General features: G+C 59.1%; 19 protein-coding genes. 12 read left to right on the top strand and 7 right to left on the bottom strand.

From position 1 onward, the window contains the following. Positions 1–53: 53 nt before the first annotated feature. The 4 genes from pgm to GIV35_RS16480 form a co-directional block, all read right to left on the bottom strand. Entirely contained in the window at positions 54–1,697 is a 1,644-nt protein-coding gene (pgm, locus tag GIV35_RS16495; protein WP_200648773.1) for a phosphoglucomutase (alpha-D-glucose-1,6-bisphosphate-dependent), read from the bottom strand. Between the two features lie 103 nt (positions 1,698–1,800). Beyond that, a complete protein-coding gene (locus GIV35_RS16490; RefSeq protein WP_213153970.1) occupies positions 1,801–3,204 on the bottom strand; it encodes an aminotransferase-like domain-containing protein in 1,404 nt (467 codons plus the stop codon). 36 nt (positions 3,205–3,240) lie between these two features. Further along, the gene (locus GIV35_RS16485; RefSeq protein ID WP_236264579.1) at positions 3,241–4,665 is read right to left on the bottom strand and encodes a hypothetical protein; all 1,425 of its coding nucleotides are present in this window, start codon (positions 4,663–4,665) and stop codon (positions 3,241–3,243) included. A 703-nt stretch (positions 4,666–5,368) separates the two neighbouring features. Next, positions 5,369–6,391: a zinc-dependent alcohol dehydrogenase family protein gene (locus GIV35_RS16480; protein ID WP_223023396.1), complete on the bottom strand. Its 1,023-nt coding sequence runs from the start codon at positions 6,389–6,391 to the stop codon at positions 5,369–5,371. A 269-nt stretch (positions 6,392–6,660) separates the two neighbouring features. Between GIV35_RS16480 and GIV35_RS16475 the strand changes: the two genes are divergently transcribed. From GIV35_RS16475 to GIV35_RS16440, 8 genes are all read left to right on the top strand, one after another. Beyond that, positions 6,661–7,575, top strand: coding sequence for a LysR family transcriptional regulator (locus GIV35_RS16475; protein ID WP_034127379.1), 915 nt, complete (start codon positions 6,661–6,663; stop codon positions 7,573–7,575). Positions 7,576–7,920: 345 nt separating this feature from the next. Then, a complete protein-coding gene (gene hxsD / locus GIV35_RS16470) occupies positions 7,921–8,220 on the top strand; it encodes a His-Xaa-Ser system protein HxsD (protein WP_153388184.1) in 300 nt (99 codons plus the stop codon). Next, positions 8,217–9,704 carry a His-Xaa-Ser system radical SAM maturase HxsB gene (hxsB, locus tag GIV35_RS16465; protein ID WP_019098275.1) on the top strand — a complete coding sequence of 496 codons (1,488 nt, stop codon included), beginning with the start codon at positions 8,217–8,219 and terminating at the stop codon, positions 9,702–9,704. The genes hxsD and hxsB overlap by 4 nt, the downstream gene beginning before the upstream one ends. Then, positions 9,704–10,939, top strand: coding sequence for a His-Xaa-Ser system radical SAM maturase HxsC (gene hxsC, locus GIV35_RS16460; RefSeq protein WP_236264578.1), 1,236 nt, complete (start codon positions 9,704–9,706; stop codon positions 10,937–10,939). The genes hxsB and hxsC overlap by 1 nt, the downstream gene beginning before the upstream one ends. Further along, positions 10,936–11,544, top strand: coding sequence for a His-Xaa-Ser repeat protein HxsA (gene hxsA / locus GIV35_RS16455; RefSeq protein WP_236264577.1), 609 nt, complete (start codon positions 10,936–10,938; stop codon positions 11,542–11,544). Before hxsC ends, hxsA begins: the two co-directional genes overlap by 4 nt. A gap of 256 nt (positions 11,545–11,800) precedes the next feature. Continuing rightward, complete coding sequence (locus GIV35_RS16450) at positions 11,801–12,109, top strand: transposase (protein WP_236264576.1); 309 nt, start codon at positions 11,801–11,803, stop codon at positions 12,107–12,109. Positions 12,110–12,289: 180 nt separating this feature from the next. Then, entirely contained in the window at positions 12,290–12,805 is a 516-nt protein-coding gene (locus GIV35_RS16445; RefSeq protein WP_236264575.1) for an IS3 family transposase, read from the top strand. Beyond that, positions 12,777–12,932 carry a hypothetical protein gene (locus tag GIV35_RS16440; protein WP_329609936.1) on the top strand — a complete coding sequence of 52 codons (156 nt, stop codon included), beginning with the start codon at positions 12,777–12,779 and terminating at the stop codon, positions 12,930–12,932. Before GIV35_RS16445 ends, GIV35_RS16440 begins: the two co-directional genes overlap by 29 nt. Before the next feature lie 57 nt (positions 12,933–12,989). Here the strand turns inward: GIV35_RS16440 and GIV35_RS16435 are convergent, their stop codons facing one another. From GIV35_RS16435 to GIV35_RS16425, 3 genes are all read right to left on the bottom strand, one after another. Further along, entirely contained in the window at positions 12,990–14,276 is a 1,287-nt protein-coding gene (locus GIV35_RS16435) for a type II toxin-antitoxin system HipA family toxin (RefSeq protein ID WP_236264574.1), read from the bottom strand. Then, positions 14,269–14,586 carry a helix-turn-helix domain-containing protein gene (locus GIV35_RS16430; RefSeq protein WP_057008794.1) on the bottom strand — a complete coding sequence of 106 codons (318 nt, stop codon included), beginning with the start codon at positions 14,584–14,586 and terminating at the stop codon, positions 14,269–14,271. The genes GIV35_RS16435 and GIV35_RS16430 overlap by 8 nt, the downstream gene beginning before the upstream one ends. Before the next feature lie 287 nt (positions 14,587–14,873). Next, complete coding sequence (locus GIV35_RS16425) at positions 14,874–16,214, bottom strand: DUF2254 domain-containing protein (protein WP_236264573.1); 1,341 nt, start codon at positions 16,212–16,214, stop codon at positions 14,874–14,876. A 103-nt stretch (positions 16,215–16,317) separates the two neighbouring features. Between GIV35_RS16425 and GIV35_RS16420 the strand changes: the two genes are divergently transcribed. The 4 genes from GIV35_RS16420 to GIV35_RS16405 all read left to right on the top strand — a co-directional run bounded on the left by GIV35_RS16420 (position 16,318) and on the right by GIV35_RS16405 (position 23,280). Next, a complete protein-coding gene (locus GIV35_RS16420; protein ID WP_105226770.1) occupies positions 16,318–17,214 on the top strand; it encodes a LysR substrate-binding domain-containing protein in 897 nt (298 codons plus the stop codon). A 217-nt stretch (positions 17,215–17,431) separates the two neighbouring features. Further along, a complete protein-coding gene (gene mexE / locus GIV35_RS16415; protein ID WP_236264572.1) occupies positions 17,432–18,673 on the top strand; it encodes a multidrug efflux RND transporter periplasmic adaptor subunit MexE in 1,242 nt (413 codons plus the stop codon). Positions 18,674–18,688: 15 nt separating this feature from the next. Continuing rightward, a complete protein-coding gene (locus GIV35_RS16410; RefSeq protein WP_236264571.1) occupies positions 18,689–21,868 on the top strand; it encodes an efflux RND transporter permease subunit in 3,180 nt (1,059 codons plus the stop codon). Next, on the top strand, positions 21,865–23,280 hold the full coding sequence (locus tag GIV35_RS16405) for an efflux transporter outer membrane subunit (protein WP_198715467.1): 1,416 nt from the start codon (positions 21,865–21,867) through the stop codon (positions 23,278–23,280). Before GIV35_RS16410 ends, GIV35_RS16405 begins: the two co-directional genes overlap by 4 nt. Positions 23,281–23,473: the final 193 nt, after the last annotated feature.

Genomic DNA, 23,473 nt, shown 5'->3' with positions numbered 1-23,473 from the left:
CTAATGTGGGAGGGAGCAAGCCCCCTCCCACACATCTACCGCATGAGTGTCAGTTATTGGCTGATTGCACCGTCAACCAACACCTGCGCCTCTTCCACCAGTTGCTTGAGGTGTTCTTCGCCAATGAAGCTCTCGGCGTAGATCTTGTAGATGTCCTCAGTGCCCGAGGGGCGTGCGGCAAACCAGCCGTTTTCGGTCATGACTTTCAAACCGCCAATCGCCTGGTTGTTGCCCGGCGCATGGCTGAGGATCTGTTGAATGCTCTCACCGGCCAATTGCGTGGACGTCACCTGCTCCGGTGACAGTTTGCCAAGCAGAGCTTTTTGCGCGGGAGTGGCCTTGGCATCGACGCGAATGGCGAACGGCTCACCCAGGGCATCGGTCAAGCCACGGTAGATCTGGCTTGGGTCCTGGCCTTTGCGCGAGGTCATTTCTGCGGCCAGCAAGGCCGGGATCAGGCCGTCCTTGTCGGTGCTCCACACGCTGCCGTCCTTGCGCAGGAACGAGGCACCGGCGCTTTCTTCGCCGCCAAACCCCAACGAACCTTCAAACAAGCCATCGGCAAACCATTTGAAGCCCACTGGCACTTCGTACAGGCGACGGCCGATGCGCGCCGCGACGCGGTCGATCAGGCCGCTGCTGACCACGGTCTTGCCCACGGCCGCATCGGCACGCCAGTCCGGGCGGTTCTGGAACAGATAGTCGATGGACACCGCCAGGTAGTTGTTGGGCGCCAGCAAACCACCGGAAGGCGTGACGATGCCGTGGCGGTCGTGGTCCGGGTCGCAGGCGAAGGCAACGTCGAAACGCTCCTTGAGACCGATCAGGCTTTGCATGGCATAGCTGGAGGACGGGTCCATGCGAATCTGGCCGTCCCAGTCGACGCTCATGAAGCGAAAGGTGGCGTCGACCTCGGTATTCACCACCTTCAGGTTCAAGCGGTAGTGCTCGGCAATCGCCGACCAGTAGCGCACCCCTGCTCCGCCCAGCGGGTCCACGCCCAAGCGCAGGTCGGCGCTGCGGATCGCGTCCATGTCGATCACATTGATCAGGTCGGCCACATAGCTGTTGAGGTAGTCATGGCGATGGGTGGTGTCGGCCTTGAGCGCCTGGGCGTGAGTGATGCGCTTGACCCCGGCCAGCTTGTTGGCGAGCAGTTCGTTGGCCTTGGCTTCGATCCACTTGGTGACGTGAGTATCGGCTGGGCCACCGTTAGGCGGGTTGTACTTGTAGCCGCCACTTTGCGGCGGGTTGTGGGACGGTGTAATCACAATACCGTCCGCCAGACCGCTGGTACGGCCACGGTTATAGCAGATGATGGCGTGGGAAATCGCCGGCGTCGGCGTGTACTCGTCGCCCTCGGCCAGCATCACGTGCACGCCGTTGGCCGCCAGTACTTCCAAGGCGCTGGCACCGGCTGGCGTCGACAATGCATGGGTATCCAGGCCGACAAACAATGGCCCGGTGATGCCCTGTGCTTCGCGGTACAGGCAGATCGCCTGGCTGATAGCCAGAACGTGCCACTCGTTGAAACTCAGTTCGAACGAACTGCCACGGTGCCCGGAGGTACCAAAAGCCACACGCTGAGTGGAGATCGCTGCATCAGGCTGGCCGGTGTAATAGGCCGTGACCAGTCGCGGGATATCCACCAGCAACTGGGCTGGTGCCGGCTTGCCCGCAAAAGGACTGATAGTCATGCATAAACCTCGAAAAGAAGGATTCGGAAAAATGACAGTTTACTGAGACTTGGACTACTGCGCGACGGTATCGATCCGACGGCCTGAAGAGAAATTTCACGCATTAATCAGTCTGCGCCTGCAGGAGCGTCTGCGCCAGCGTATCCAGGGCGATGTCCAGGTTGGGATGGCCGCTGAAGGTATGGCTCAAGCGCATATGCTGGTGATGCAAACCACTGAGGCTGAACAGTTCGCCTGGAGCAATCACCACCTGCTGGGCGAGCATGCGCTGAAACACCAGGCGCATATCCACCGGCGCCGTCGACTGCAACCAGAAACTCGCCCCGGCCACAGGCATGCGGTAATGCACACACCCTTGCATACGCGCATCCAAGCGGTGACTCATGGCGTGCGCCTGCTCATGCAGGCGCTGGCGCAGCGTGTGCAGGTGCTGGTCGAACCGACCGCTTTCGTACAGCCGCGCAATGGCGCGTTGACGAATGGCGGACAGTCGAAACGAACGCAGCAAGAACTGGCGCTGCAATTCATTGCTCATCTGCCGCGCCAGCAGGTAACCAAAGGGCGCTTCCGGGCCCAAAACCTTTTCGAACGAAGAAAACACGATCAGCCGCTCTGGGTTGACCAGGCTGCGCAAGGGCGATCCGGGCGGCGCAAAGCTCAGGTCACCAAAGGTATCGTTCTCCAGCAACCAGCAGCCGTGCTGGTCGAGCAGACGTGCTACGTGCAGCCGCTCGGGGTCGGTCATGGCGTTACCCGAGGGCATGCTGACTACAGATGAGAGCAGCACGAGGTGCACCGGTTCATGACGCAGCAGGTGCTCCAATGTGGTCAAGTCCGGGCGGCCGTCGGCACGCCAGGGCCATTCAATGACCCGCACGCCAGCGGCCTGTAGCAGGCGCAGGACCAGGTAATCGCACGGCGATTCAACTACCACCACCGTGCCTTTAAGGTCCAGGGCGTCAACGAGGATTTCCAGGACGCCCTGAAGGTCGGCACCGATATACACCTCATCAGCTTGCCAACAATGGGTGGGCGACGCGGTATAACGGGCTGCCAATGCAGCACGCAACTCCCACACGCCACAAGGTTGCGACGGTTGCAGATGATGGGGATACCGGCGCACCAGTTGGCGCTCCAGCGCCAGCAACGCGCCATCGAGGGACCCCAACAGCGCCGGTTCATCATTGCTGAGCACAACCATCGCCGGGCGCCGGGCGGCTGTATACAGGCGCTCGAGCAAGTCCGTACCCGCCATGATGGGCATGGTTGCGGCCACGGGCCAGGCGAAGTAGCCGGACTTGGCCACCGAGTACACTCGCCCTTCTTTTTCCAACAGCGAGTAAGCGTACTGAATCGTCGAGATTGACACGTTCAACCGCGTCGCCAACTGGCGCAGGGACGGTAGCTTGACCGGTGCTTCCCGGCTGACTTCATTGATCAGGTTGATCATGTAGCGATACACCGCCTGATAGGCGAAGTCTGCCTGTCGCTCTCCCCTCAGGTTCATCGCTGATCACCCGCTTGCATAGGCGAGTACACGCGACTAGCGTCCCGACACTTGAGGGATACGAGACTTGGACCGCGTGAAACGAGGTTGGCATACACGCGCACTGCGTTTGCCCGGCAACGGGCATTTGCGGTACAGATGCTGCAACAACGGCAGCGACAACCCACTGATATCCGTCAGCCACTGGTGCAGCATGTCCGCGACGGGCTTGCCCTGCAGGGCCTTATGGAGCTCGGGGAGCGCTACCAGCATGCCGGGATGGCATTGACGCAAGTAACCCTCCAGACGTTCGCCATGCTGGACGAAGGGCGCGAACACCAGGCAGGTCAATTGGCTTTCGTCCAGGCCAGAGAACGCCTGAGCACAAGCTGTAGACAATAGCTGGCCCTGCAGAGCACACGCTTCGGTGATCAACGCAACAGGCACCTGTCTTCGATGCAGGTAGTCCGCCGCCTGACGCAGGAACCCTTCGACGCCATGTTCGTAGGAGAGTTCGCGCAGGCACTGGGCTTGCAACCCATGCAAATGCGCCATGAGCAAAGGGTTGGGGTAAGCAGGATGGCTGAAGTGGAACTCGAATGGGTCCCGCTTATGGGCGAGGAATTGAGTGAGCAGTGGCGCTTGGGCAACGTCCACGTCGTCAAGCAGGTCGGCAATGCCGATATACGCCACATGACGGTGCCCGCCCCGGCCAGGACTCTCAGCGCCTGCGTAGTGCTCGCCATACAGGTGGCGGTAGCAACCGACACTCCATTCCTCCATGCGTGCAAACCATGCATTGAGCGACGACGGGTTACCGGGTGCGAATGTCAGGCCGGTTGCCAAGGCGCTTTTTTTCAGCCACGCGATATATTGGCTTTGCTTGCGCACCGAGTCGCCGCTGACCAGAGCATGCACACCGCCGCTCCAGGTGGCGACCCGCTGGTAGAAATCGCCGAGGGCCAAAAAAGTGTCGTTGCACAGGGTGGCGCGAATGTCGCCGGACGTCAGGTGCCCGATCATCAGCTTGTTGCGCCGGCTCACTTCACGCCCGGCACTGGCCGCAGGCCGTTGATGATTGAAGGGCAGCACTTCCTGGTTTTCCACCATCAACAGTTCCACCCGTGGGTCATCGTGGAAAAATAGCGCGCCGTAGCCGTGGTGCAGCGAATCGAGCGTGGCCTGAGTCATACCCGCGTGCCGCAACGTGGCCACGCGCAAATGAAAAGTCTTGGGTGCTCGCCCAGCAATGGTCAGTTGCGCAGCGCGCAGCATCGCCAAGGTGTAGCTGCTGACTGCGCCGCCACCGTGCCCGATCAGTACTTTGTAATTCCCCACTTGCTCCATGCCACCGGCGGCCACCACAATTCGCTGGATCAGCAATTGAAGCACCGTACGTTCAGCACGGGTAAAGTGCCCCACTAAACGTTGCAAAACTTGCTGGTAAACATAGCTCATGGCTTGTTCGTGAATAGTGCTCATCGTTCTACTACCTGAGTTGAAATATTAGTTTCGAGCAACTACCACACAGGAGCGCTCGACCTATTACACTTGTAGGCTTGTCATCCGTTGCGCAGCACGACATGGATTCAACATTAGCACTCTGCAACAAAAGTGCAGGTGCAACCAAAAGAACAGTCGATGACTATCCCAGGACAGAATCGCGTAGCTGCGCGCCTTACAGCGCCCAAGAACGTCAGCCCTAGGAAGGCTCTGACAACGTCCTACACTGCTTTAACTAAGCAATTAGAGAAGCATCCGACAAATATTAATCATCCACTCTTCCTGGCTTCTTGCAAAACGACAGGGTGCACACTTTGTACTGTTCGAAAAAAAACAGACCATCGTTAGTTCCGCAAGCGCTAGATGTTAATGCCCGGCATTCAATCATGGCTCAATCCTTGAGATGAGAAAGAAGGCTCAATTATCGGCACTCAAACAATGATTAACAGATACAGAACAGCGTCGAAAAGCAGTTCAGATGGCCTGCCAACCCAACTTAAATGACGCCCACACAACAGCGCCGCACTGGGTTTCAGGGCGGCGTAGGGCAATAACGGTATTGTTTACGGGGCGCAGCGCCCGTGCGGCGGCTCAACCCCGGTGCGGGTTAAGCCCTGTCAAATGGCGCATTTGCCTCATCAGCTCAGGCACCGGAGTATTCATTTGCGAATACTCCTACAGCTCAAACAGCTTCAACCTGCAACGCCACCCGTTCGCGGCAAGGGCATTCATCCATGTATCGGTGCGCTTCGACGAACTGACTGAACGGAAATACCGTGGTTTTCAGTGGGACAAGCACACGGTCGGCGGTCAGCTGGTTGATATCGCGCAATGCACGCTGCAACGCCACCTGGTCCTGGATAATGCCCAGCTCCGGCTTGCCGGTGAAGTTGCCGATACAGTGCACAAAGAACTGAATGTTCTTCTGGAACGCCGCACAGGCCGGGAATGGCGTCTGGTTGCCACCTTGCAAGCCATACAGCACCAGGCTGCCACGCGGCGCCAGGACGTCACCGAGCAGCGACATCTGCGGGCCACCCAGGCCATCGAACACCACGTCGACGCCACGGTTGTCCGTGAACTTGTTGATCTGCATCAGCAGGTCCTGTTCTTCGGTAACGATGACCTTTTCCGCCCCGAGAGACAGCAGGTATTCGCGTTCAGCACTGTCTTTGGTGGCAGCAATCACCCGCACACCCAAGGCCTTGCCCAGCTGCACAAACGAAGGGCCGGCACAGTGGCTGGCGTCGGTCACCAGGGCAAACTGACCGGGTTTGACCCGCGCCAGGTCCATGTAGGCAAAGTACGCGATGAGCAACGGCGTGTAATGCACGCTGGCTTCAATCGGGCTCAAGACATCCGGGTACCGGGTCAGGGCCGAACGGGGCAAGACGATCTGCTCGCCATACACCGGGTAATCATTGGGGCTCTCGGCCGGAAAACTGGCGACTTTATCGCCGACCTCCAAGTCATCCACGCCATCGCCCAGGGCAACCACAACCCCGGCCATCTCATGGCCCAGGCCAGAAGGCAGGCGTGCGTGGGAAGACGCCAGGTTCTGGCGCCACAGAATGTCGTACCAACTGATGCCGATCGCGTCGACACGCACCTGCACTTCGCCCGGTGCGGGCTGCGCGGCCGCATGCTCTTCGCATTTGAGCACCTCGGCCGGACCAAACTTGTGAAAACGGATCGTGCGGGACATCGCAAACCTCGTCAAAGTAACCTCTAATGCCATGAACTTTATCTGGGCTTTGGGGGTAAGACCACCGGTCACCATTAATAGTCGACATGCCTGTCATTAATTCCGCGAGCGAGGAACACACCTCAACTATCGTAGGAAAAATCAATTAGCCGGTGCAGAGTACCAGCCTTTCCCCGTAAGATTCATGCCGGTCATCCTTCTGAAGCGAACCTCAGGGGGTTGCTACGTGACCGCTCACATCAAGTTTGCTGACTCTTCCAGGACACAAGATGAACCGTAACGACCTGCGTCGTGTCGACCTTAACCTCTTGATCGTATTCGAAACCTTGATGCATGAGCGCAGTGTGACCCGCGCCGCCGAGAAATTGTTCCTCGGCCAGCCGGCCATCAGCGCGGCGTTGTCGCGCCTGCGCGGGCTGTTCGATGATCCCCTGTTCGTGCGCACCGGGCGCAGCATGGAGCCCTCGGCCCGCGCCGTGGAAATCTTCGCCCTGCTCTCCCCGGCGCTGGACTCAATCTCCACCGCCGTCAGCCGCGCCGCCGAATTCGACCCGGCTACCAGCACCGCCGTGTTTCGCATTGGCCTGTCCGACGACGTCGAGTTCGCCCTGCTCCCGCAGTTGCTCAAACGCCTGCGTTCCGAAGCCCCCGGCATTGTGCTGGTGGTACGCCGCGTCAATTACATCCTGATGCCCGGCCTGCTGGCCTCCGGTGAAATCTCCATTGGCGTCAGCTACACCGCCGACCTGCCCGCCAACGCCAAGCGCAAGGTACTGCGCCGCAGCCTGCCCAAACTGCTGCGCGCTGACAGCGTACCGGGCTCGCTGAGCCTGGACGACTTCTGCTCACGGCCCCACGCGCTCGTGTCCTTTGCCGGTGACTTGAGCGGGTTTATCGATGAAGAGCTGGAAAAACTCGGCCGCAAGCGCCACGTTGTGCTCGCGGTGCCCCAGTTCAACGGCCTGGGTACGTTGCTGGCGGGTACGGACATTCTGGCCACCGTGCCGGATTATGCGGCGGAAGCGCTGACCTCGGCGGGTGGTTTGCGTGCCGAGGACCCGCCGTTGCCAGTGCGCTCGTTTGAGCTGCATATGGCGTGGCGGGGGTCGCAGGACAATGATCCGGGGGAACGGTGGTTGAGGTCGCGGATTCAGATGTTTTTTGGCGATCCTGAGAGTCTTTAGGTGTCGTCTGGCAGGCTGTTCGGCTGATCATTTCTGCCTTTCCACAAACCATGGAGTTTCATTCACTTCCAGTGGATTGCTACATTGGGGGCACATCTGAGGGCATGCTTTGGATGGTTTGAAACGGATGCCCCCAGCCTGAGGCCAAGCAGGTTATAGATGAAGATGGGTGGACTGAGGGAGATGTGAACGCTCGACCCTACCCGTATCAATGACCGAGCCGTAGTGAGCGCACCACCCACCACGCTGGACAAATGCGTGCAAATGTAAAAAATTATGATGGCATAATGCCTCGGCAACCTGCAAAATCCACACGTTTCCAACGGATTTGAAGGAGCGGTTCCGATGACATGGCCTGTCACGCTGAAACTCGACAGCGAAGCCTACCCGCTCAGCGTGGTGCAACGCGCCGCTTATTCCCTTGCCGACACTGTCGCGATCCAGGTCGGTATTGAAACCAATCAGATAAGTCTCACGGCCCACCCCGCCGAAGCAAGGCTAACGCTTTCCCCGGAGCAGGCTCACTCGCTGATCCTCCAGCATCTGAACGACTTCGCCCTACGCGACCATATCAACCGCGAAACAGCAGGGTTGCGCGAAGTCCTGGCCCGAGCCGCACTCGCTGGATGTGGGGTTTCGCAGTGACACTGATTGCGACAGACGCCAAGCACTACCGCTTGCTGCCTTTTCGATTCATGCGCATGAACACGGGACATGACCGTGACATCCTGCTCACCTCCGATACCGGTGAGTACATGCACGTGAACGACGCGCAATTACGAGCCCTCAGTTACTTCGACGTTCAAGCAAGTACGCCTTTTTACAAGGACCTGCTGGCCCGCCACTTCATCTACGAACCAGGCCGCCACGACCCGTTCCCGGAAATGGCCGCGCAGTATCGCAGCCGCAAGGACTTCCTCTTCCAGGGCCCTGCACTGCACTTGTTCGTGGTTACATTGCGCTGCAACCACACCTGCCAGTACTGCCAGGTGTCGCGAGCCCCTCTGGGAGGATCCGGCCACGACCTGTCGGAAGCGGATGCACAGGCGGCGGTCGATCGCCTGTTCGAATCGAACGCTCCCGCCCTGACTGTGGAGTTTCAGGGTGGCGAGCCGCTTCTAGCCTTCGAGCGCGTCCGCCAGATTGTCGAATGGGTCGCTGAACGGAACGTGGTCGAACAACGGGATATCCAGTTCGTCATCACCACCACGCTGCACCACCTGACGGAGGAAATACTCGACTTCGCAGAACAAAATCGCATCCAATTTTCGACCTCGCTCGATGGGCCGGCGCCCTTGCACAATGCCAACCGCCCTACCCCGTCACGAGACTCCTACGAACGCACTGTAAAAGGCATCCAGTGGGTCCGTCAGCGCCTTGGCCATGATGCAGTTTCCGCGCTGACCACGCTGACTTCAAGAAGCCTCGAACAGCCTGAAGCGATCATCGATGAGTATGTAAGCCAGGGCTTCTCCAGCATCTCGCTTCGGCCTCTGAGCCCTTATGGGTTTGCCACCAAGAGTGCCCATCGACTTGATTATCCGATTGAGCGATACCTGGCCTTCTACAAGAAGGCACTGGACTATTTGTTGCGTATCAACCAGCAAGGCGTGTACCTGTCGGAGAGTTACACGAGCTTGCTGCTGAAGAACATCCTCACGCCCTTCTCCTCCGGCTATGTGGACCTGCGCTCCCCTGCTGGCGCAGGCACTGCGGCGTTGGTTTACAACTATGACGGTTATGTCTATCCCTCGGACGAAGCCCGAATGTTGCTGGAGATGGGTGAAGATGGCTTGAGGCTCGGCACCGTACAGCAACACTTGTCTGAACTACTGGCATCGCCCGTCATGGAGGCATTGCTTGCCAGTGGTGTTGCGGAGGCACTGCCGGGCTGCTCGGACTGCGCACTGGTCCCCTACTGCGGCGCAGACCCCATCGAACACTATGCGCGCCAAGGCGACCCAATCGGACACCGGGTGTTCAGCAGCTTCTGCAAGAAGAACATGGGACTGCTGAAGCATTTATTCGGCCTGCTTCGCGATGGCGACGACAACGCGCAGAGGGTGCTGTTGTCCTGGTTGAACAGGCGCTCCTACAGCGATGTTCGGTTCCCGGGTTACAGGGGCTGATGGCGATGCTGCGCAAAGATACCCATTTCGAAATCTATCACCTGGATGAGCCAAAGCTGCTCAAAGTCATCACCCTGGATGAGTTTATCGAACAAGGCCTGGCTGTATGTGCGGGAAACGCTGAGGTCGGTGAGCTGCTGCTTTGGCTGCCAAACCAAGAACGGCTACGGAGCCCGAACCTGCTTTCATTGCCCGTGGGTGGATTCCTGACCCCAGAGCCATTGATTGGCGACTTCGACAGCGAGCGGCTACACCTGCACACACCCAAAGATGCGGATGTCGTGCAGCCCGGCGATGTCATTGCCATCACACCAGGCAACGCTTTGGTGCGAGTGCTGTATCGACGAGGCTCGGACAGCAACCTGCTGTTCATGACCGATCGTTGCAACAGCCTCTGCCTGATGTGCTCGCAGCCGCCCAAAGATATCGATGACCGTTGGCACATCGAGGAAAACCTTCGGCTGATCGACCTGATGGACCCGGGCGAGGAAAACCTGGGCATCAGCGGCGGCGAGCCAACACTCTATCGCGACGGCCTACTCGAAACTCTGGCCAAGTGCAAAGCCGTTTTGCCGCGGAAATCCATTCATGTGCTCAGCAATGGGCGCCTGTTCAAAGATCCGATCTGGATCCAAGCACTCTCTACTATCGACCACCCTCAGTTGAGCTGGGGTATTCCGCTGTATGCCGACAATGCCGAAGACCATGACCATGTGGTGCAGGCTCCCGGCGCGTTTAGCGAAACCCTGCAAGGTCTTTACAACCTGGCGCGTGCCAACCAGATCATCGAGATACGCGTGGTGCTCAATCGCCTGACCACGCCACGCTTGCCGGAGCTCGCCAACTACGTGTTCAGGAACCTGCCCTTCGTGCGGCATGTTGCGCTGATGGGTATCGAAAGTACCGGCCTGGCTAGGAAGAACTATGAAGAACTGTGGATTGACCCGCTGGACTATCAGGAGTCGTTGAGCCAGGCAGTGTATTTCCTGTTCAACCGCGGAGTGCCGGTTTCGATCTACAACTTGCCCCTGTGCCTGATCCCGGCCCACCTCTCGCGTTTCGCCCGCCAGAGCATCTCGGACTGGAAGAACCTGTTCATCGATACCTGTCAGCAATGCGCTGCCGTCAAACACTGCTCCGGCTTTTTCAAATCCCACACCGACCGCTGGCAGAGCCGCGGCGTACAACAACTATCGACCGAGGCCTTTAGCGCCTATGCAAGGAGTGCAGAGTGAAATTGCTTGACCGCTGGAAAGTCATGATCAGTGGGATCAGTTTGCTGCCTATGGCAGGTACCGCCCTGGCACAGACGGGCCATATGCCGCTCGCCGATGCGAACTGGCAGCCTAATGACAAGCTGCAGCCCCCGGTATTTGCCGATACGCTCAATGCGCCAGACGCCGTGAACATCTATGCGGCACATCGCTCACACAGTTCACACCGGTCCCACAGTTCGCACAGTTCTCACTACAGCGGCTCGGGTGGCTATAGCGCACCTCGCTACTACAGTCCACCCGCTACCAGTACCCGAAGCTACAGCGCGCCGAGTGCTTCGAGCAGCAGCCCAAGTAGCAACAGTCTTTATCAGTCGTCTGGCACTACCAGCGGGACAAGTTCGAGCACTTCAAAGAGCCGCGCGACCAATGAGCAGAAAAGCAACCTGGTCACCCGTGTGCAGACCGCGCTGATGGTGCGACAGTATTACCAAGGCTCCATTGATGGGGTGATGGGCAAAGCGACACGTGGTGCGTTGATGGCCTTTCAGATGGACAGTGGGCTGACCGTGAATGGCCGGATGGATACACCATCGCTGAATGCGTTGGGTATCAAGATTCCATAAGTTTTTGGCGCTGATGTGATTTTTGACGCCGGCTACCGGAACTCATTGGCCCACCCGAGTACTCAAGAAATGATTACCTTGCGGGTGATTTCGGAGGCAGCGTGTGGGTCAGTCAAAATCAGCAACCTGGGTCAAAATCGCATCAGCGCCGACTATCATGGGCTTATCTTGCACCGCAAATAGTTCGATTTGAACTGGCCTAATGCTCCCGGACACCTCTTAAGGGCGATATGATTCGCCCAATCAGGAGGTTTCCATGCAAGAGCGAAAGACCTACACCCGCGAGTTCAAGCAACGTGCTGCAAGCATGGTTCTTGATGATAACTGCTCAGTTCCTGACGTCTGTGCATCGATGGACGTTGGGCCTACGGCTCTGCGCCGATGGATTGATCAGGTTCGCAAAGAGCGTCAGAAAGGGCAGCCAGTGGCAGGTACTAGGGCAATCAGCGACGAACAGCTAGAGCTTCAACAGCTGCGAGCCAAGGTCAAACACCTGGAAACCGAGGCTGAAATCTTAAAAAAGGCTACGGCTCTCTTGATGTCGGATCCCGATCGTTTTTCCTGATCGAGGAGCTGAGAGAGTCGAGCTCATATCCGACCCGCCTTCTTTGTAGCGCGCTCAGCGTTTCCCGCAGCGCGTTTTATGACTGGCTTAAGCGTCGCTCAGTGCCGAATACCAAGCGTGACGCACTCAGAGCAAAAGTCGTGCAACTGCATGAAAAGCCGGGGAAGTTCAGGCGCGCGGATGATTTCTCAGCACTTGAAGGCCCAGCAGATCAAGGTGGGACGGCATCTGGCCGGAAAACTCATGGCGGAGGCAAATCTGGCCAGCAGACAGCGCCGCCGCCAGTATCGCTCTAGAGGAGTCGAAGCATTTGTGGCCAAGAACCTGCTTGAGCGTAATTTCGAGCCAACCGCAATCAATCAGGTCTGGTGCGGCGACGTTACCAGCCTGATGGTTGGTAAACGCTGGTATCACTTGGCAGCGGTCATTGATCTGTTTGCCCGCCGAATCGTTGGCTGGGCGTTTTCTCTGATCAATGATGCCAACCTGGTTACCAAGGCGCTGAGAATGGCGATGGAGGTTCGAGGCAAACATGCAGGTTTGACGTTTCATTCGGATCAAAGCTGCCAATACACCAGCCAGCTCTTTCAATCCGCGCTGCTGGAGCATTGGATAACGCAAAGCATGAGCCGCAGAGGGCAGTGCCGGGACAACGCGCCAACAGAGCGTGCTCAAATCAGAGTGGGTGCCCATTAAGGGCTACACGACGGTTGAAGAAGCCAGGCAGGATATGACCAGCTTCTTCATGCGATACAATCGAATCAGGCTCCACAGCCACAACAACTACCTGTCGCCAATAGCAATGGAGCAGCAGGCGGCTTAATTACCGTAGTCGGTGTCCGGAAAAACTTGACCAGAACACGCCCGCTCCTCCCGATCCTCAGCGGCGACTGCTGCCCGCATGACCGTAGTGTAACCGAGCTACGTTCTGATCGATGCGGCCTTGGATCGTGCGCAAGGTGTCTCGAGTAATAACCTGTGGGTATAGGTTCTCGGCGATGCTTGCAAACTGGCTCGCCACATCGCAAATGCCGTCAATCATTCTGCCGGCAACGTCCGGGGGCACCTCGGCTTCCTCGGCAAGCCGAAACATTTGCGTGCGAGAAATCGACAGGGCTTCCCCCATCACATCCATCTGGTGATATCCACTCGGCCCCTCGCAGAAGGTCACGTCGTAAGCCGGCGACAATCTCCACTGACCGTCTTGCGACATGATGTACGCAAAGTTTTTGGGATGATCGTCTCGATTGTTGAACGCAACATTGAAGACGGCACGTTTGAAGGCCACCGCCATCTCTCGCACGTCGTTGGTACACATCTGTGTTGCCCGCAAGAAGTTGACGTAGTCCAACACCCCCGGAGACCGGTAATTTGCCCCCGTAAAGGCCGCGAGGCTTTGCATGGGTACACGCAGACCATCCCGACGGTCAAATCGCTTACTGGCAAACGCTGCCAACCCATTAGGCAGACTGAAGTAATGCGTGTCAGGGGTCTCGATGCCGCACATGCGCAGGCACTCGGCGTAGACCATTTCGATAGCGCACACCTCGGCATGCTCTTCTTTCGCCGGGAACTTGACCAACCAAGCTTCAAAGCCCGCCGTAACGGCAGTGGTAAAACGGCCAGTTTCTGGATCGCGATAGACGAGGGCCTTAGGCCTTGCACCTTGAGGCGAGCCACCCACCAGCAGCAACGTCTGCAGGAACTCGCCACCGTCTCCATGGAGCACTTCCTGCACCTCGGCGGCAAGCTGCTCCAGCGGGATGTGGACTTCAGACTCCTGCCCTTCTGGTGCCACGGGCTCAAACGTTATGGCCCCCATTGCATTGCTACCGATGTAGGCAAGCCGTTCCAGTGAGCCGATGCGCGCCGTGGTGAGCCCGCGGCGCCTGAACATACGGTCCATCAGTAACATGCCCCACCCATCGGGCAAGGAGTCGTAAACAGGCCCTGGCAAGTACAGTTGGTGGTCTGGAAAATTTTGGCGCAACTGAGCCCCCACCAACGGGAGCGTGTAGGAGGACAGTTCCAGGCCCCTTTGCCTGGCTTCATTGCTGTACTCGAACACGATCAGCGGGCGACCGGTCAAGGCGGTTGTGGAGACCAGCGTCCCCCATTGCCATCGCTCACCCCAGCCCTCGTAGAAGACGTTCACCTGCTCAAGCATTGCCGGACTTCCTCTTTGAACGGAGACGATTGGCGCTGTTTTCGTAGCGCCGAATATCCTCGATGCTGTCCAGCTTTGGCAGGAACAGGCCTTCAAGTTCCTTGGTGCGACCAAGAGCCATCGCCACACGAACGACGTTCTCGAATCCGACATTGCGCCCTGCTTCAAGGTTGGACACCGTGTTTGTGCCGATGCCAGCACGTCCGGCCAAGTCGGCTTGTGTCATGTCCAGCGCCAAGCGCTCTGTACGCAAGCGATCGCAGAGGCGCTTGACGACCTCGCTCGGCTTGCTGAAGCTTAAATCCAACATAGTGTGCACCAAGCCCATTGCCTGCCAGTTAGTCCACAAAATTATAGAATTAACGCCCACCATCTATCAAGCGACTTAATTCCCAGAACCTGTGGCTTATCGATTAATTTCTAGTATTAGCCACAATTTAATGGATTTATCTACCATAAAAGCCAAAAACTGGGAGAGTTATTGGGGGCCGTTAAGAACCGTACTCTGGGTGAAGGCTTGCCTTACGCCCGAGCCCAGTTAGCGTTGGGGGCAAAGATGGGGGCACGCTAAGAATTTCGCGACCTGAAACCACCGTTCTAGAGCCTGGTCAAAATGCTCTTCGGCGACTCGGATAGCCTATAGACGGCCCTTGCAGGCCGAATAGCGCCTATCGCCTTGGCCAAGGCGCTTAGTCGATCCTTCTCATGCTGCAGTGTCAGTGTGGCATGCGCGCGCGTGATCAGTTGGTCCGCCTGCCTAAGGCACGCCGTTTTGAACAGAACAGGGTTTATTTCGGCAAGGCTGATAAGGGCTTTCAACAGGCGAGCATCCACTTCGAACACACCTGCACCGTCTCTGCTGATCGGGGCGAAGAAATCCTCAAACAGATCATCGACGTTCAGCCCTCGAACAAATACCTGCTCACACTGCGGATCTGTCTGCCGGCCAGACCCGCCGGGCTTACCCCAGCATGCCAACGTTCTCACTCCCCGGCCAATCACATCAATAGCGGTACCTGGATCGTTGACGGCAGGTGACAACGCGCGCGAAGCGATTTCAGAGAGGACGCAGAGCCCGAAACGGGGATCGTGTTCGAATGTGCGACGGTTACCGATGGTCAGCGTAGACAGGATCTTTTCCCTGGTGGCCTGTGTGCCATCGTCTTGCCTGGTGCCCAGGCTGACAACGTGCAACAGCGGCATGCCTTCGTGTACGAAGGTTCCCGGCACCACCTCCAGGTAAATATGCGTGCAGTCGTGCTGCGCGATAGCGCCCAAGGCCAACACGTCGATATGTTGCACATAGCCCGTCTGCCCACTTTCGATGGTCATTGCGCCGGGGGCCAGAGCGTGATCGGCCGGGTAGGCTGCAGCGCCAAGGCAGGGCCATTGGGCGCGTTGGCTGATGGCCGCCATGGCCGCTTTTTCGACGCGGTCGATGGTTTCTCCTACCCTGCCGAGCTTGGACAAATGGTCGATCCACCGCAGCAGGGTGTAGACCACCAGTACAACCACGGCGATGGTCACCGCGAACAGCAGCACGCGACCCTGCGCGCCGTAGGCGCCGGTGCTCAGGGCAATGATGCCTACCAGGCTGAAAAGAAATGAGCCAATAAACGTAGCGAGGGCGTTTTGCGTCGTAGTGTCTTCCATCACCAAAGTGGTGGCTCGCGGGGTCACACCACTACTTGCGGCACCGTACGCGGTGACCATCGTGCTCAACGAAAAGGTCGTGACGGCCAGCATGCTGGACGCAATGATGCCCAGAATCTTGTCCACCGCATCTGCACCGATGCGCGTGGGCAGGGACTCGGGAACGAAGTCTTTGAACACAACGGCAAGCAGTGCCGTAGCGACCCCTAGAAGCGAGAACAAGGAGGCTCTGAACCACAATCGCTTGGTGAGACGATGGGTTGCCCAGCGCAAACGGTCGATCATGTGGTGCCCTCGGTGACTGCGTCGATTTGAACGGAGTGTACATGGCTGTCGATACTGGCTAAGTTGAATTAATCTTGGCCATCTCAAAAATGGAACACTGCCCATGTTCGACCTCAACGAACTCTTCCTCTACGCCAAGGTGGTCGAGCACGGCGGCTTTGCGGCGGCGGGCCGTGCGCTGAACCTGCCCAAATCGACCTTGAGCCGCAGAGTCAGCCAGCTTGAAGCCAGGCTGGGGGCGCGGCTGATACAGCGTTCGACGCGCCAGTTCCAGGTCACCGATATCGGCCAGGCCTATTACCGCCATTGCGTGGCGATGATTGCCGAAGCCGAGTCGGCCGAAGATGTGATTGCCTTCAATAAATCAGAGCCGCGGGGCGTGATCCGCTTGAGTTGCACCACTGCGCTGCTCAACTACTGGGTGGCACCGATGCTCGCCCAATTCATGGCCCAATGCGCCAGCGTCGAACTGAACGTGAAAAGCTTCAACCGCAAGGTCGACATCATCAGCGAAGGCTATGACATGGCCTTGAACCTGTGTTTCCCACCGCTGGAAAGCAGTGAGCTGGTCATGAAGGTACTGGCGAAAAGCCCTCAGGTACTGGTGGCGAGCGCGACTTTTCTGCAGGACGCTCCCCTGCCCTCGCTACCGGCTGACCTTGCCGGGATGGCGACGATCCATTGGGGCAACCCGTTGCTTCAGTACGTGTGGGACTTGAACGCGCCGGACGGCGCGACGGCCCAGATCGCGCACACGCCACGCCTGGTAAGTGATGATATGTCGACCCTGAAAAACGCAGCACTGGCGGGCGTGGGCATCGCCAACCTGCCGCAGGTAGTCGTGAAAGACGAACTGGCCGATGGCCGCTTGATTGCCGTATTGCCTGAATGGCAACCCGCTGAAGGCGTGATCACCGCCGTGTTCCCCTCCAGGCGTGGGCTGATGCCGTCGGTGCGGTCCTTGATCGACTTTCTGGGCGATGCATTTGAGGCGCCGTGATGCTCCCACGGGTTGTTGGGAAAGTTCCTTGCACCCTCAGCAACAGTCTTTTGTCATCAATCACATTGATAGCTCCCTAACAAAAACCCCATGCTAGAGGGCTGACTCCGCGCTTATATCATTCCGAATGATAGTTACCTTTGCTTCATTCGATTCGTGACATAGCACCTCCCCGCGCATGATCCGCCCATCTCAAATACATTGGCGGATGCACCTCATGGAACAGTCACTCAAACATTTGCGCTTCCCTCTGGCGATATTGGCCGTGGTGGTGATGAGCGCGTGCGGCAAGTCCCCGGAACAAGCGGCCGCCATGCCTCCTGCCAAAGTCAGCGTGGCCAAGGTGCTGGAACAACCGGTCAACGAGTGGGACGAGTTCACCGGGCGTCTTGAAGCGCCGGAAACCGTACAGATTCGTCCGCGGGTGTCCGGGCAGATTGACCAGGTGGCGTTCACCGAAGGCGCGCTGGTGAAGAAAGGCGACCTGCTGTTCCAGATCGACCCTCGCCCGTTCCAGGCCGAAGTACGCCGCCTGGAGGCCCAGCTGGCTCAGACCAAAGCCGCCGCCACCCGCAGCGAAAACGAAGCACAACGCGGCGAACGCCTGCGCCAGAGCAATGCGATCTCCGCCGAACTGGCCGACTCGCGCACCACCGCCGCCCAGGAAGCCCGTGCCGCGATGGCCGGGATCCAGGCGCAGTTGGATCTGGCCAAGCTGAACCTGAGTTTCACCCGCGTGACCTCGCCCATCAGTGGCCGCGTCAGCCGTGCCGAAATCACCGCCGGCAACCTGGTGACCGCCGATACCACTGCGCTCACCAGCGTGGTCTCCACCGACAAGGTCTATGCCTACTTCGATGCCGATGAGCGCGTATTCCTCAAGTACACCGAACTGGCCCGTGAAGGCCGGCGTGGCGCAACCACCCCGGTGTACCTGGGCCTGTCCAACGAAACCGGCAACCCGCACCTGGGCCAGATGAACTTTGTCGACAACCAGGTCAACCCATCCACCGGCACCATCCGCGGCCGTGCGGTGTTCGACAACAGCAAGGGCGAATACACCCCTGGCCTGTATGCGCGCTTGAAGCTGGTCGGCAGCGGCACCTATTCGGCGGTGTTGATCAATGACGAAGCCGTCGGCACCGACCTGGGCAAGAAATTCGTACTGGTGATGGACGGCGACAAGCCGGCTTATCGCGCGGTGGAACTGGGGCCGAAAATCGAAGGCTTGCGCATCGTGCGCAGCGGCCTGACCAAGGACGACACCGTGATCGTCAAGGGCCTGCAGCGTGTACGCCCAGGCTCGCCGGTCGCACCGGAAACCATCCCGATGGCCAGCAAGGAAACCCTCGCCGCCTTGGCCCAACAACGACAAGCGCTTGAAGCCAGCAACCTGGAGCAAGTGGCGCCGGAAAAACCCGCGCCCAAGCTCGCAAGCGTCGCGACTCCACGCGGTTAAGGGATACGACTCAAGATGAATTTTTCCAAGTTCTTCATTTCACGGCCGATCTTCGCAGCGGTGCTGTCGCTGTTGATCCTGATCGCCGGTGCAATCTCGCTGTTCCAACTGCCGATCAGCGAATACCCGGAAGTGGTGCCGCCGACCGTGGTAGTGCGCGCCAACTTCCCGGGTGCCAATCCCAAAGTCATCGGTGAAACCGTGGCCGCGCCGTTGGAGCAAGCCATCACTGGTGTCGAGAACATGCTGTACATGTCCTCGCAGTCCACCGCTGACGGCAAGCTGACCCTGACCATCACCTTCGCCCTGGGCACCGACCTGGACAACGCGCAGGTGCAGGTGCAAAACCGTGTGACGCGCACCCAGCCCAAGCTGCCGGAGGAAGTGACGCGCATCGGTATTACCGTGGACAAGGCCTCCCCCGACCTGACCATGGTGGTGCACTTGACCTCCCCGGATCAGCGTTATGACATGTTGTACCTGTCCAACTACGCGATCCTCAATATCAAGGATGAACTGGCCCGCCTGGGCGGCGTCGGTGACGTGCAGTTGTTCGGCATGGGCGACTACTCCCTGCGCGTGTGGCTGGACCCGAACAAAACCGCTTCGCGCAACCTGACGGCGACCGATGTGGTCACGGCGATCCGCGAGCAGAACCGCCAGGTGGCAGCCGGTGCCCTGGGCGCCCAACCTGCGCCGAGTGACACCAGCTTCCAGTTGTCGGTCAACACCCAGGGCCGCCTGGTCACTGAGGAAGAGTTCGAGAACATCGTGATTCGCGCCGGCGCCAACGGTGAAATCACCCGCCTCAAGGACATCGCCAGGGTCGAACTGGGCTCCAGCCAATACGCGCTGCGCTCGTTGATCGATAACCAGCCCGCCGTTGCGATTCCGATTTTCCAGCGTCCCGGCTCCAATGCCATCGACATCTCCAACGATGTACGCAGCAAAATGGCCGAGCTGAAAAAGAGCTTCCCGGCGGGCATGGATTACCGCATCGCCTATGACCCGACTATCTTTGTGCGCGGTTCCATCGAAGCGGTGGTGCATACCCTGTTTGAAGCACTGATCCTCGTGGTGCTGGTGGTGATTCTGTTCCTGCAGACCTGGCGCGCCTCGATCATTCCATTGGTGGCGGTACCGGTATCCTTGATCGGTACCTTTGCGGTGATGCACCTGTTCGGGTTCTCGCTCAACGCCCTGTCATTGTTCGGGCTGGTGCTGGCCATCGGTATCGTGGTGGACGACGCCATCGTGGTGGTGGAGAACGTCGAGCGTAATATCGAGCTGGGCCTGGAGCCGTTCCCGGCGACCGAAAAAGCCATGAGTGAAGTGACCGGCCCCATCATCGCCACGGCGCTGGTGCTGTGTGCGGTGTTCATTCCAGCCGCCTTTATCAGTGGCTTGACCGGGCAGTTCTACAAGCAGTTCGCCTTGACCATCGCGATCTCAACCGTGATCTCGGCGTTCAACTCCCTGACCCTGTCCCCTGCCCTGGCCGCTGTGCTGCTGCGCGGTCACGACGCGCCGAAGGACCGTTTCTCCAAGTTCCTCGACAAGGTCTTCGGGGGCTGGCTGTTCCGTCCCTTCAACCGCTTTTTCGAAAAGGCCAGCCATGGCTACGTAGGCACCGTGCGCCGTGTGATTCGCGGCAGCGGTATTGCCTTGTTCGTCTACGCCGGTTTGATGGTGCTGACGTTCTTCGGCTTTGCCCACACGCCGACCGGTTTCGTACCGGCCCAGGACAAGCAATACCTGGTGGCCTTCGCCCAACTGCCCGACGCCGCGAGCCTGGACCGCACCGAAAACGTGATGAATCGCATGTCGGAGATCGCCCTTAAACAACCTGGCGTGGAAGCTGCGATTGCCTTCCCGGGCCTGTCGATCAACGGGTTCACCAACAGCCCGAACAGCGGCATCGTGTTCGTGACCTTGAAGCCCTTTGATGAGCGCAAAGACCCAAGCATGTCTGCCGGTGCGATTGCCGGCGCACTGAACGGCCAATACGCCAATATCGAAGAAGCCTACATGGCGATCTTCCCGCCGCCGCCGGTACAAGGCCTGGGCACCATCGGGGGCTTCCGCCTGCAGATCGAAGACCGTGGCAACCTCGGCTATGACGAGCTGTACAAAGAAGTGCAGAACGTGATCGCCAAGAGCCACGGCGTGCCTGAACTGTTCGGCCTGTTCACCAGCTACACCGTCAACGTGCCGCAAGTGGACGCGGCCATCGACCGCGAAAAGGCCAAGACTCACGGCGTGGCGATCAGCGACATCTTCGACACCCTGCAGGTCTACCTGGGTTCGTTGTATGCCAACGACTTCAACCGCTTCGGGCGTACCTATCAGGTCAACGTGCAGGCCGAGCAGCAGTTCCGCCAGGACTCCGACCAGATCGGCCAATTGAAAGTGCGCAATAACAGAGGCGAGATGATCCCGCTGGCGACCTTTATCAAGGTCAGCGACACCTCGGGCCCGGACCGCGTGATGCACTACAACGGTTTCATCACCGCAGAAATCAACGGCAACGCCGCGCCGGGCTACAGCTCGGGCCAGGCCCAGGCCGCGATTGAAAAACTGCTCAAAGATGAACTGCCCAATGGCATGACCTACGAGTGGACCGACCTGACCTATCAGCAAATCCTCTCGGGCAATACCGCGCTGTTCGTGTTCCCGCTCTGCGTACTGCTGGCGTTCCTGGTGCTCGCCGCCCAATACGAAAGCTGGAGCCTGCCGCTGGCGGTGATCCTGATCGTACCGATGACGCTGCTGTCGGCCATTACCGGGGTAATCATCTCGGGCGGCGACAACAACATCTTCACCCAGATCGGCCTGATCGTACTGGTGGGCCTGGCGTGCAAGAACGCGATTCTGATCGTCGAGTTCGCCAAGGATAAACAGCAGGAAGGCCTCGATCCGCTCGCCGCGGTACTGGAAGCCTGCCGCCTGCGTCTGCGGCCGATCCTGATGACCTCGTTCGCGTTCATCATGGGTGTGGTGCCGTTGGTGCTCTCCAGCGGTGCCGGCGCCGAGATGCGCCATGCCATGGGCGTGGCGGTGTTCTCCGGGATGATCGGTGTGACCTTCTTCGGTCTGTTGCTGACACCAGTGTTCTACGTACTGATCCGTCGCTATGTCGAGCGCAGTGAAGCGCGCAAAGCGGCCAAGGCCTTGAAGCTGGAGACACAGCAATGAGTGTGAAAGTATTCCTGCCGAGCCTGTTGGTGCTGGCGCTCGCCGCCTGTGCCGTAGGCCCGGACTACAAGACCCAGCAACTGGAGGCGGCCAATATCACGGCCGCCGCCGACACCAAGAGCTACGACCACGCGAAATACGAAGGCATCTGGTGGCAGCAGTTCGACGACCCGACCCTCAACCAACTGGTGACCCAGTCCCTGAGCGGCAACCGCGACCTGCGCGTGGCCTTCGCCCGTCTGCGGGCGGCACGGGCCATCCGTGATGATGCGGCCAACGACATCATGCCGGTGGTCACCTCCCGCGCCAGCAGCGATGTGGGCAAAGGCCAGATTCCCGGCCAGACCACCAAACGCGTCAACAGCGAGCGCTACGACCTGGGCTTGGACATGGCCTGGGAAGTGGATTTGTTCGGACGTATCCGCCGCAACCTGGAAGCCAGTGACGCCGACCAACAGGTGGCCGAAGCCGACCTGTACCAGCTGCAAGTCACCATGATTGCCGAGCTGGTGGATGCCTACGGCCAACTGCGCGGTGCGCAACTGCGCGAACGTATTGCCCTGGACAACCTGAAGAACCAGCAGGAGTCGCGCACCATCACCGTCAGCCTGCGCGATGCCGGCGTAGGGGACCAGCTCGACGTGGAGCGCGCCGATGCGCGCCTGGCAGCGGTGGAAGCCAGCGTGCCGCAACTGCAGGCCGAACAAGTGCGCGAGCGCAACCGCATCGCCACCCTCCTCGGCCAGCGCCCCGACAAGCTGAGCGTGGACCTGAGCCCGAAAGACCTGCCAGCGATTGCCAAGGCGTTGCCGATTGGCGACCCTGGCCAACTGCTGCAACGACGCCCGGACATCCTCAGCGCCGAACGCAAACTGGCCGCCGCCACCGCACGTATCGGCGTGGCCAAGGCCGACCTGTTCCCACGGGTGAGCCTCAGCGGTTTCCTCGGCTTCACCGCCGGGCGCGGTTCGCAAATCGGCTCTGCCGCCGCGAATGCCTGGTCTCTAGGGCCGAGCATCACTTGGGCCGCGTTTGACCTGGGCAGCGTACGCGCGCGTTTGCGTGGCGCGAATGCCGAAGCCGATGGCGCACTGGCGACCTATGAACAGCAAGTGTTGCTGGCATTGGAAGAGTCTGAAAACGCCTTCAGCGACTACGGCAAGCGCCAGCAACGTTTGGTCTCGCTGATCCGCCAAAGCGAATCCAGCCGCGCCGCCGCCGACCTTGCGGCGATCCGCTACCGCGAAGGCACCGTGGACTTCCTGGTCCTGCTCGACGCCCAGCGCGAACGCCTGGCCGCCGAAGACGCCCAGGCCCAGGCCGAAGTCGACCTGTATCGCGGCATCGTCGCAATCTACAAGGCCCTTGGGGGTGGTTGGCAGCCGGATACAGTGGTGGCTAGCAGCAAGTGATGTAAAGAGCTCCTTTGGTTGGTCGCATCCAGCCAATTTTTAGCCCTGCGATCCATTCGGTCGCGGGGCTTTTTTTTAGCCTGGCATTAGCGGATCAAGCAATTTGGCATACATGTAATACTTATCTGAAAGAAGTTTCCCAAATATTTAAACAGGTTAAATATCTGTCGCAAGGGGTCGATAGCAGGGAGAA

This window comes from Pseudomonas sp. PA-1-6B, assembly GCF_021609545.1.
Lineage (GTDB): Bacteria > Pseudomonadota > Gammaproteobacteria > Pseudomonadales > Pseudomonadaceae > Aquipseudomonas > Aquipseudomonas fluorescens_BV.
The sequence above is the reverse complement of the archived record's forward strand: the minus strand, read 5'-3'. Positions and strand labels throughout refer to the sequence as shown.

Bases quoted from the DNA above. Each gene is read 5' to 3' on its own strand.
- pgm (WP_200648773.1), bottom strand. From the start codon at position 1,697: ATGACTATCAGTCCTTTTGCGGGCAAGCCGGCACCAGCCCAGTTGCTG.
- GIV35_RS16490 (WP_213153970.1), bottom strand. From the start codon at position 3,204: ATGAACCTGAGGGGAGAGCGACAGGCAGACTTCGCCTATCAGGCGGTG.
- GIV35_RS16485 (WP_236264579.1), bottom strand. From the start codon at position 4,665: ATGAGCACTATTCACGAACAAGCCATGAGCTATGTTTACCAGCAAGTT.
- GIV35_RS16480 (WP_223023396.1), bottom strand. From the start codon at position 6,391: ATGTCCCGCACGATCCGTTTTCACAAGTTTGGTCCGGCCGAGGTGCTC.
- GIV35_RS16475 (WP_034127379.1), top strand. From the start codon at position 6,661: ATGAACCGTAACGACCTGCGTCGTGTCGACCTTAACCTCTTGATCGTA.
- hxsD (WP_153388184.1), top strand. From the start codon at position 7,921: ATGACATGGCCTGTCACGCTGAAACTCGACAGCGAAGCCTACCCGCTC.
- hxsC (WP_236264578.1), top strand. From the start codon at position 9,704: ATGGCGATGCTGCGCAAAGATACCCATTTCGAAATCTATCACCTGGAT.
- GIV35_RS16450 (WP_236264576.1), top strand. From the start codon at position 11,801: ATGCAAGAGCGAAAGACCTACACCCGCGAGTTCAAGCAACGTGCTGCA.
- GIV35_RS16445 (WP_236264575.1), top strand. From the start codon at position 12,290: ATGATTTCTCAGCACTTGAAGGCCCAGCAGATCAAGGTGGGACGGCAT.
- GIV35_RS16435 (WP_236264574.1), bottom strand. From the start codon at position 14,276: ATGCTTGAGCAGGTGAACGTCTTCTACGAGGGCTGGGGTGAGCGATGG.
- GIV35_RS16430 (WP_057008794.1), bottom strand. From the start codon at position 14,586: ATGTTGGATTTAAGCTTCAGCAAGCCGAGCGAGGTCGTCAAGCGCCTC.
- GIV35_RS16425 (WP_236264573.1), bottom strand. From the start codon at position 16,214: ATGATCGACCGTTTGCGCTGGGCAACCCATCGTCTCACCAAGCGATTG.
- GIV35_RS16420 (WP_105226770.1), top strand. From the start codon at position 16,318: ATGTTCGACCTCAACGAACTCTTCCTCTACGCCAAGGTGGTCGAGCAC.
- mexE (WP_236264572.1), top strand. From the start codon at position 17,432: ATGGAACAGTCACTCAAACATTTGCGCTTCCCTCTGGCGATATTGGCC.
- GIV35_RS16410 (WP_236264571.1), top strand. From the start codon at position 18,689: ATGAATTTTTCCAAGTTCTTCATTTCACGGCCGATCTTCGCAGCGGTG.
- GIV35_RS16405 (WP_198715467.1), top strand. From the start codon at position 21,865: ATGAGTGTGAAAGTATTCCTGCCGAGCCTGTTGGTGCTGGCGCTCGCC.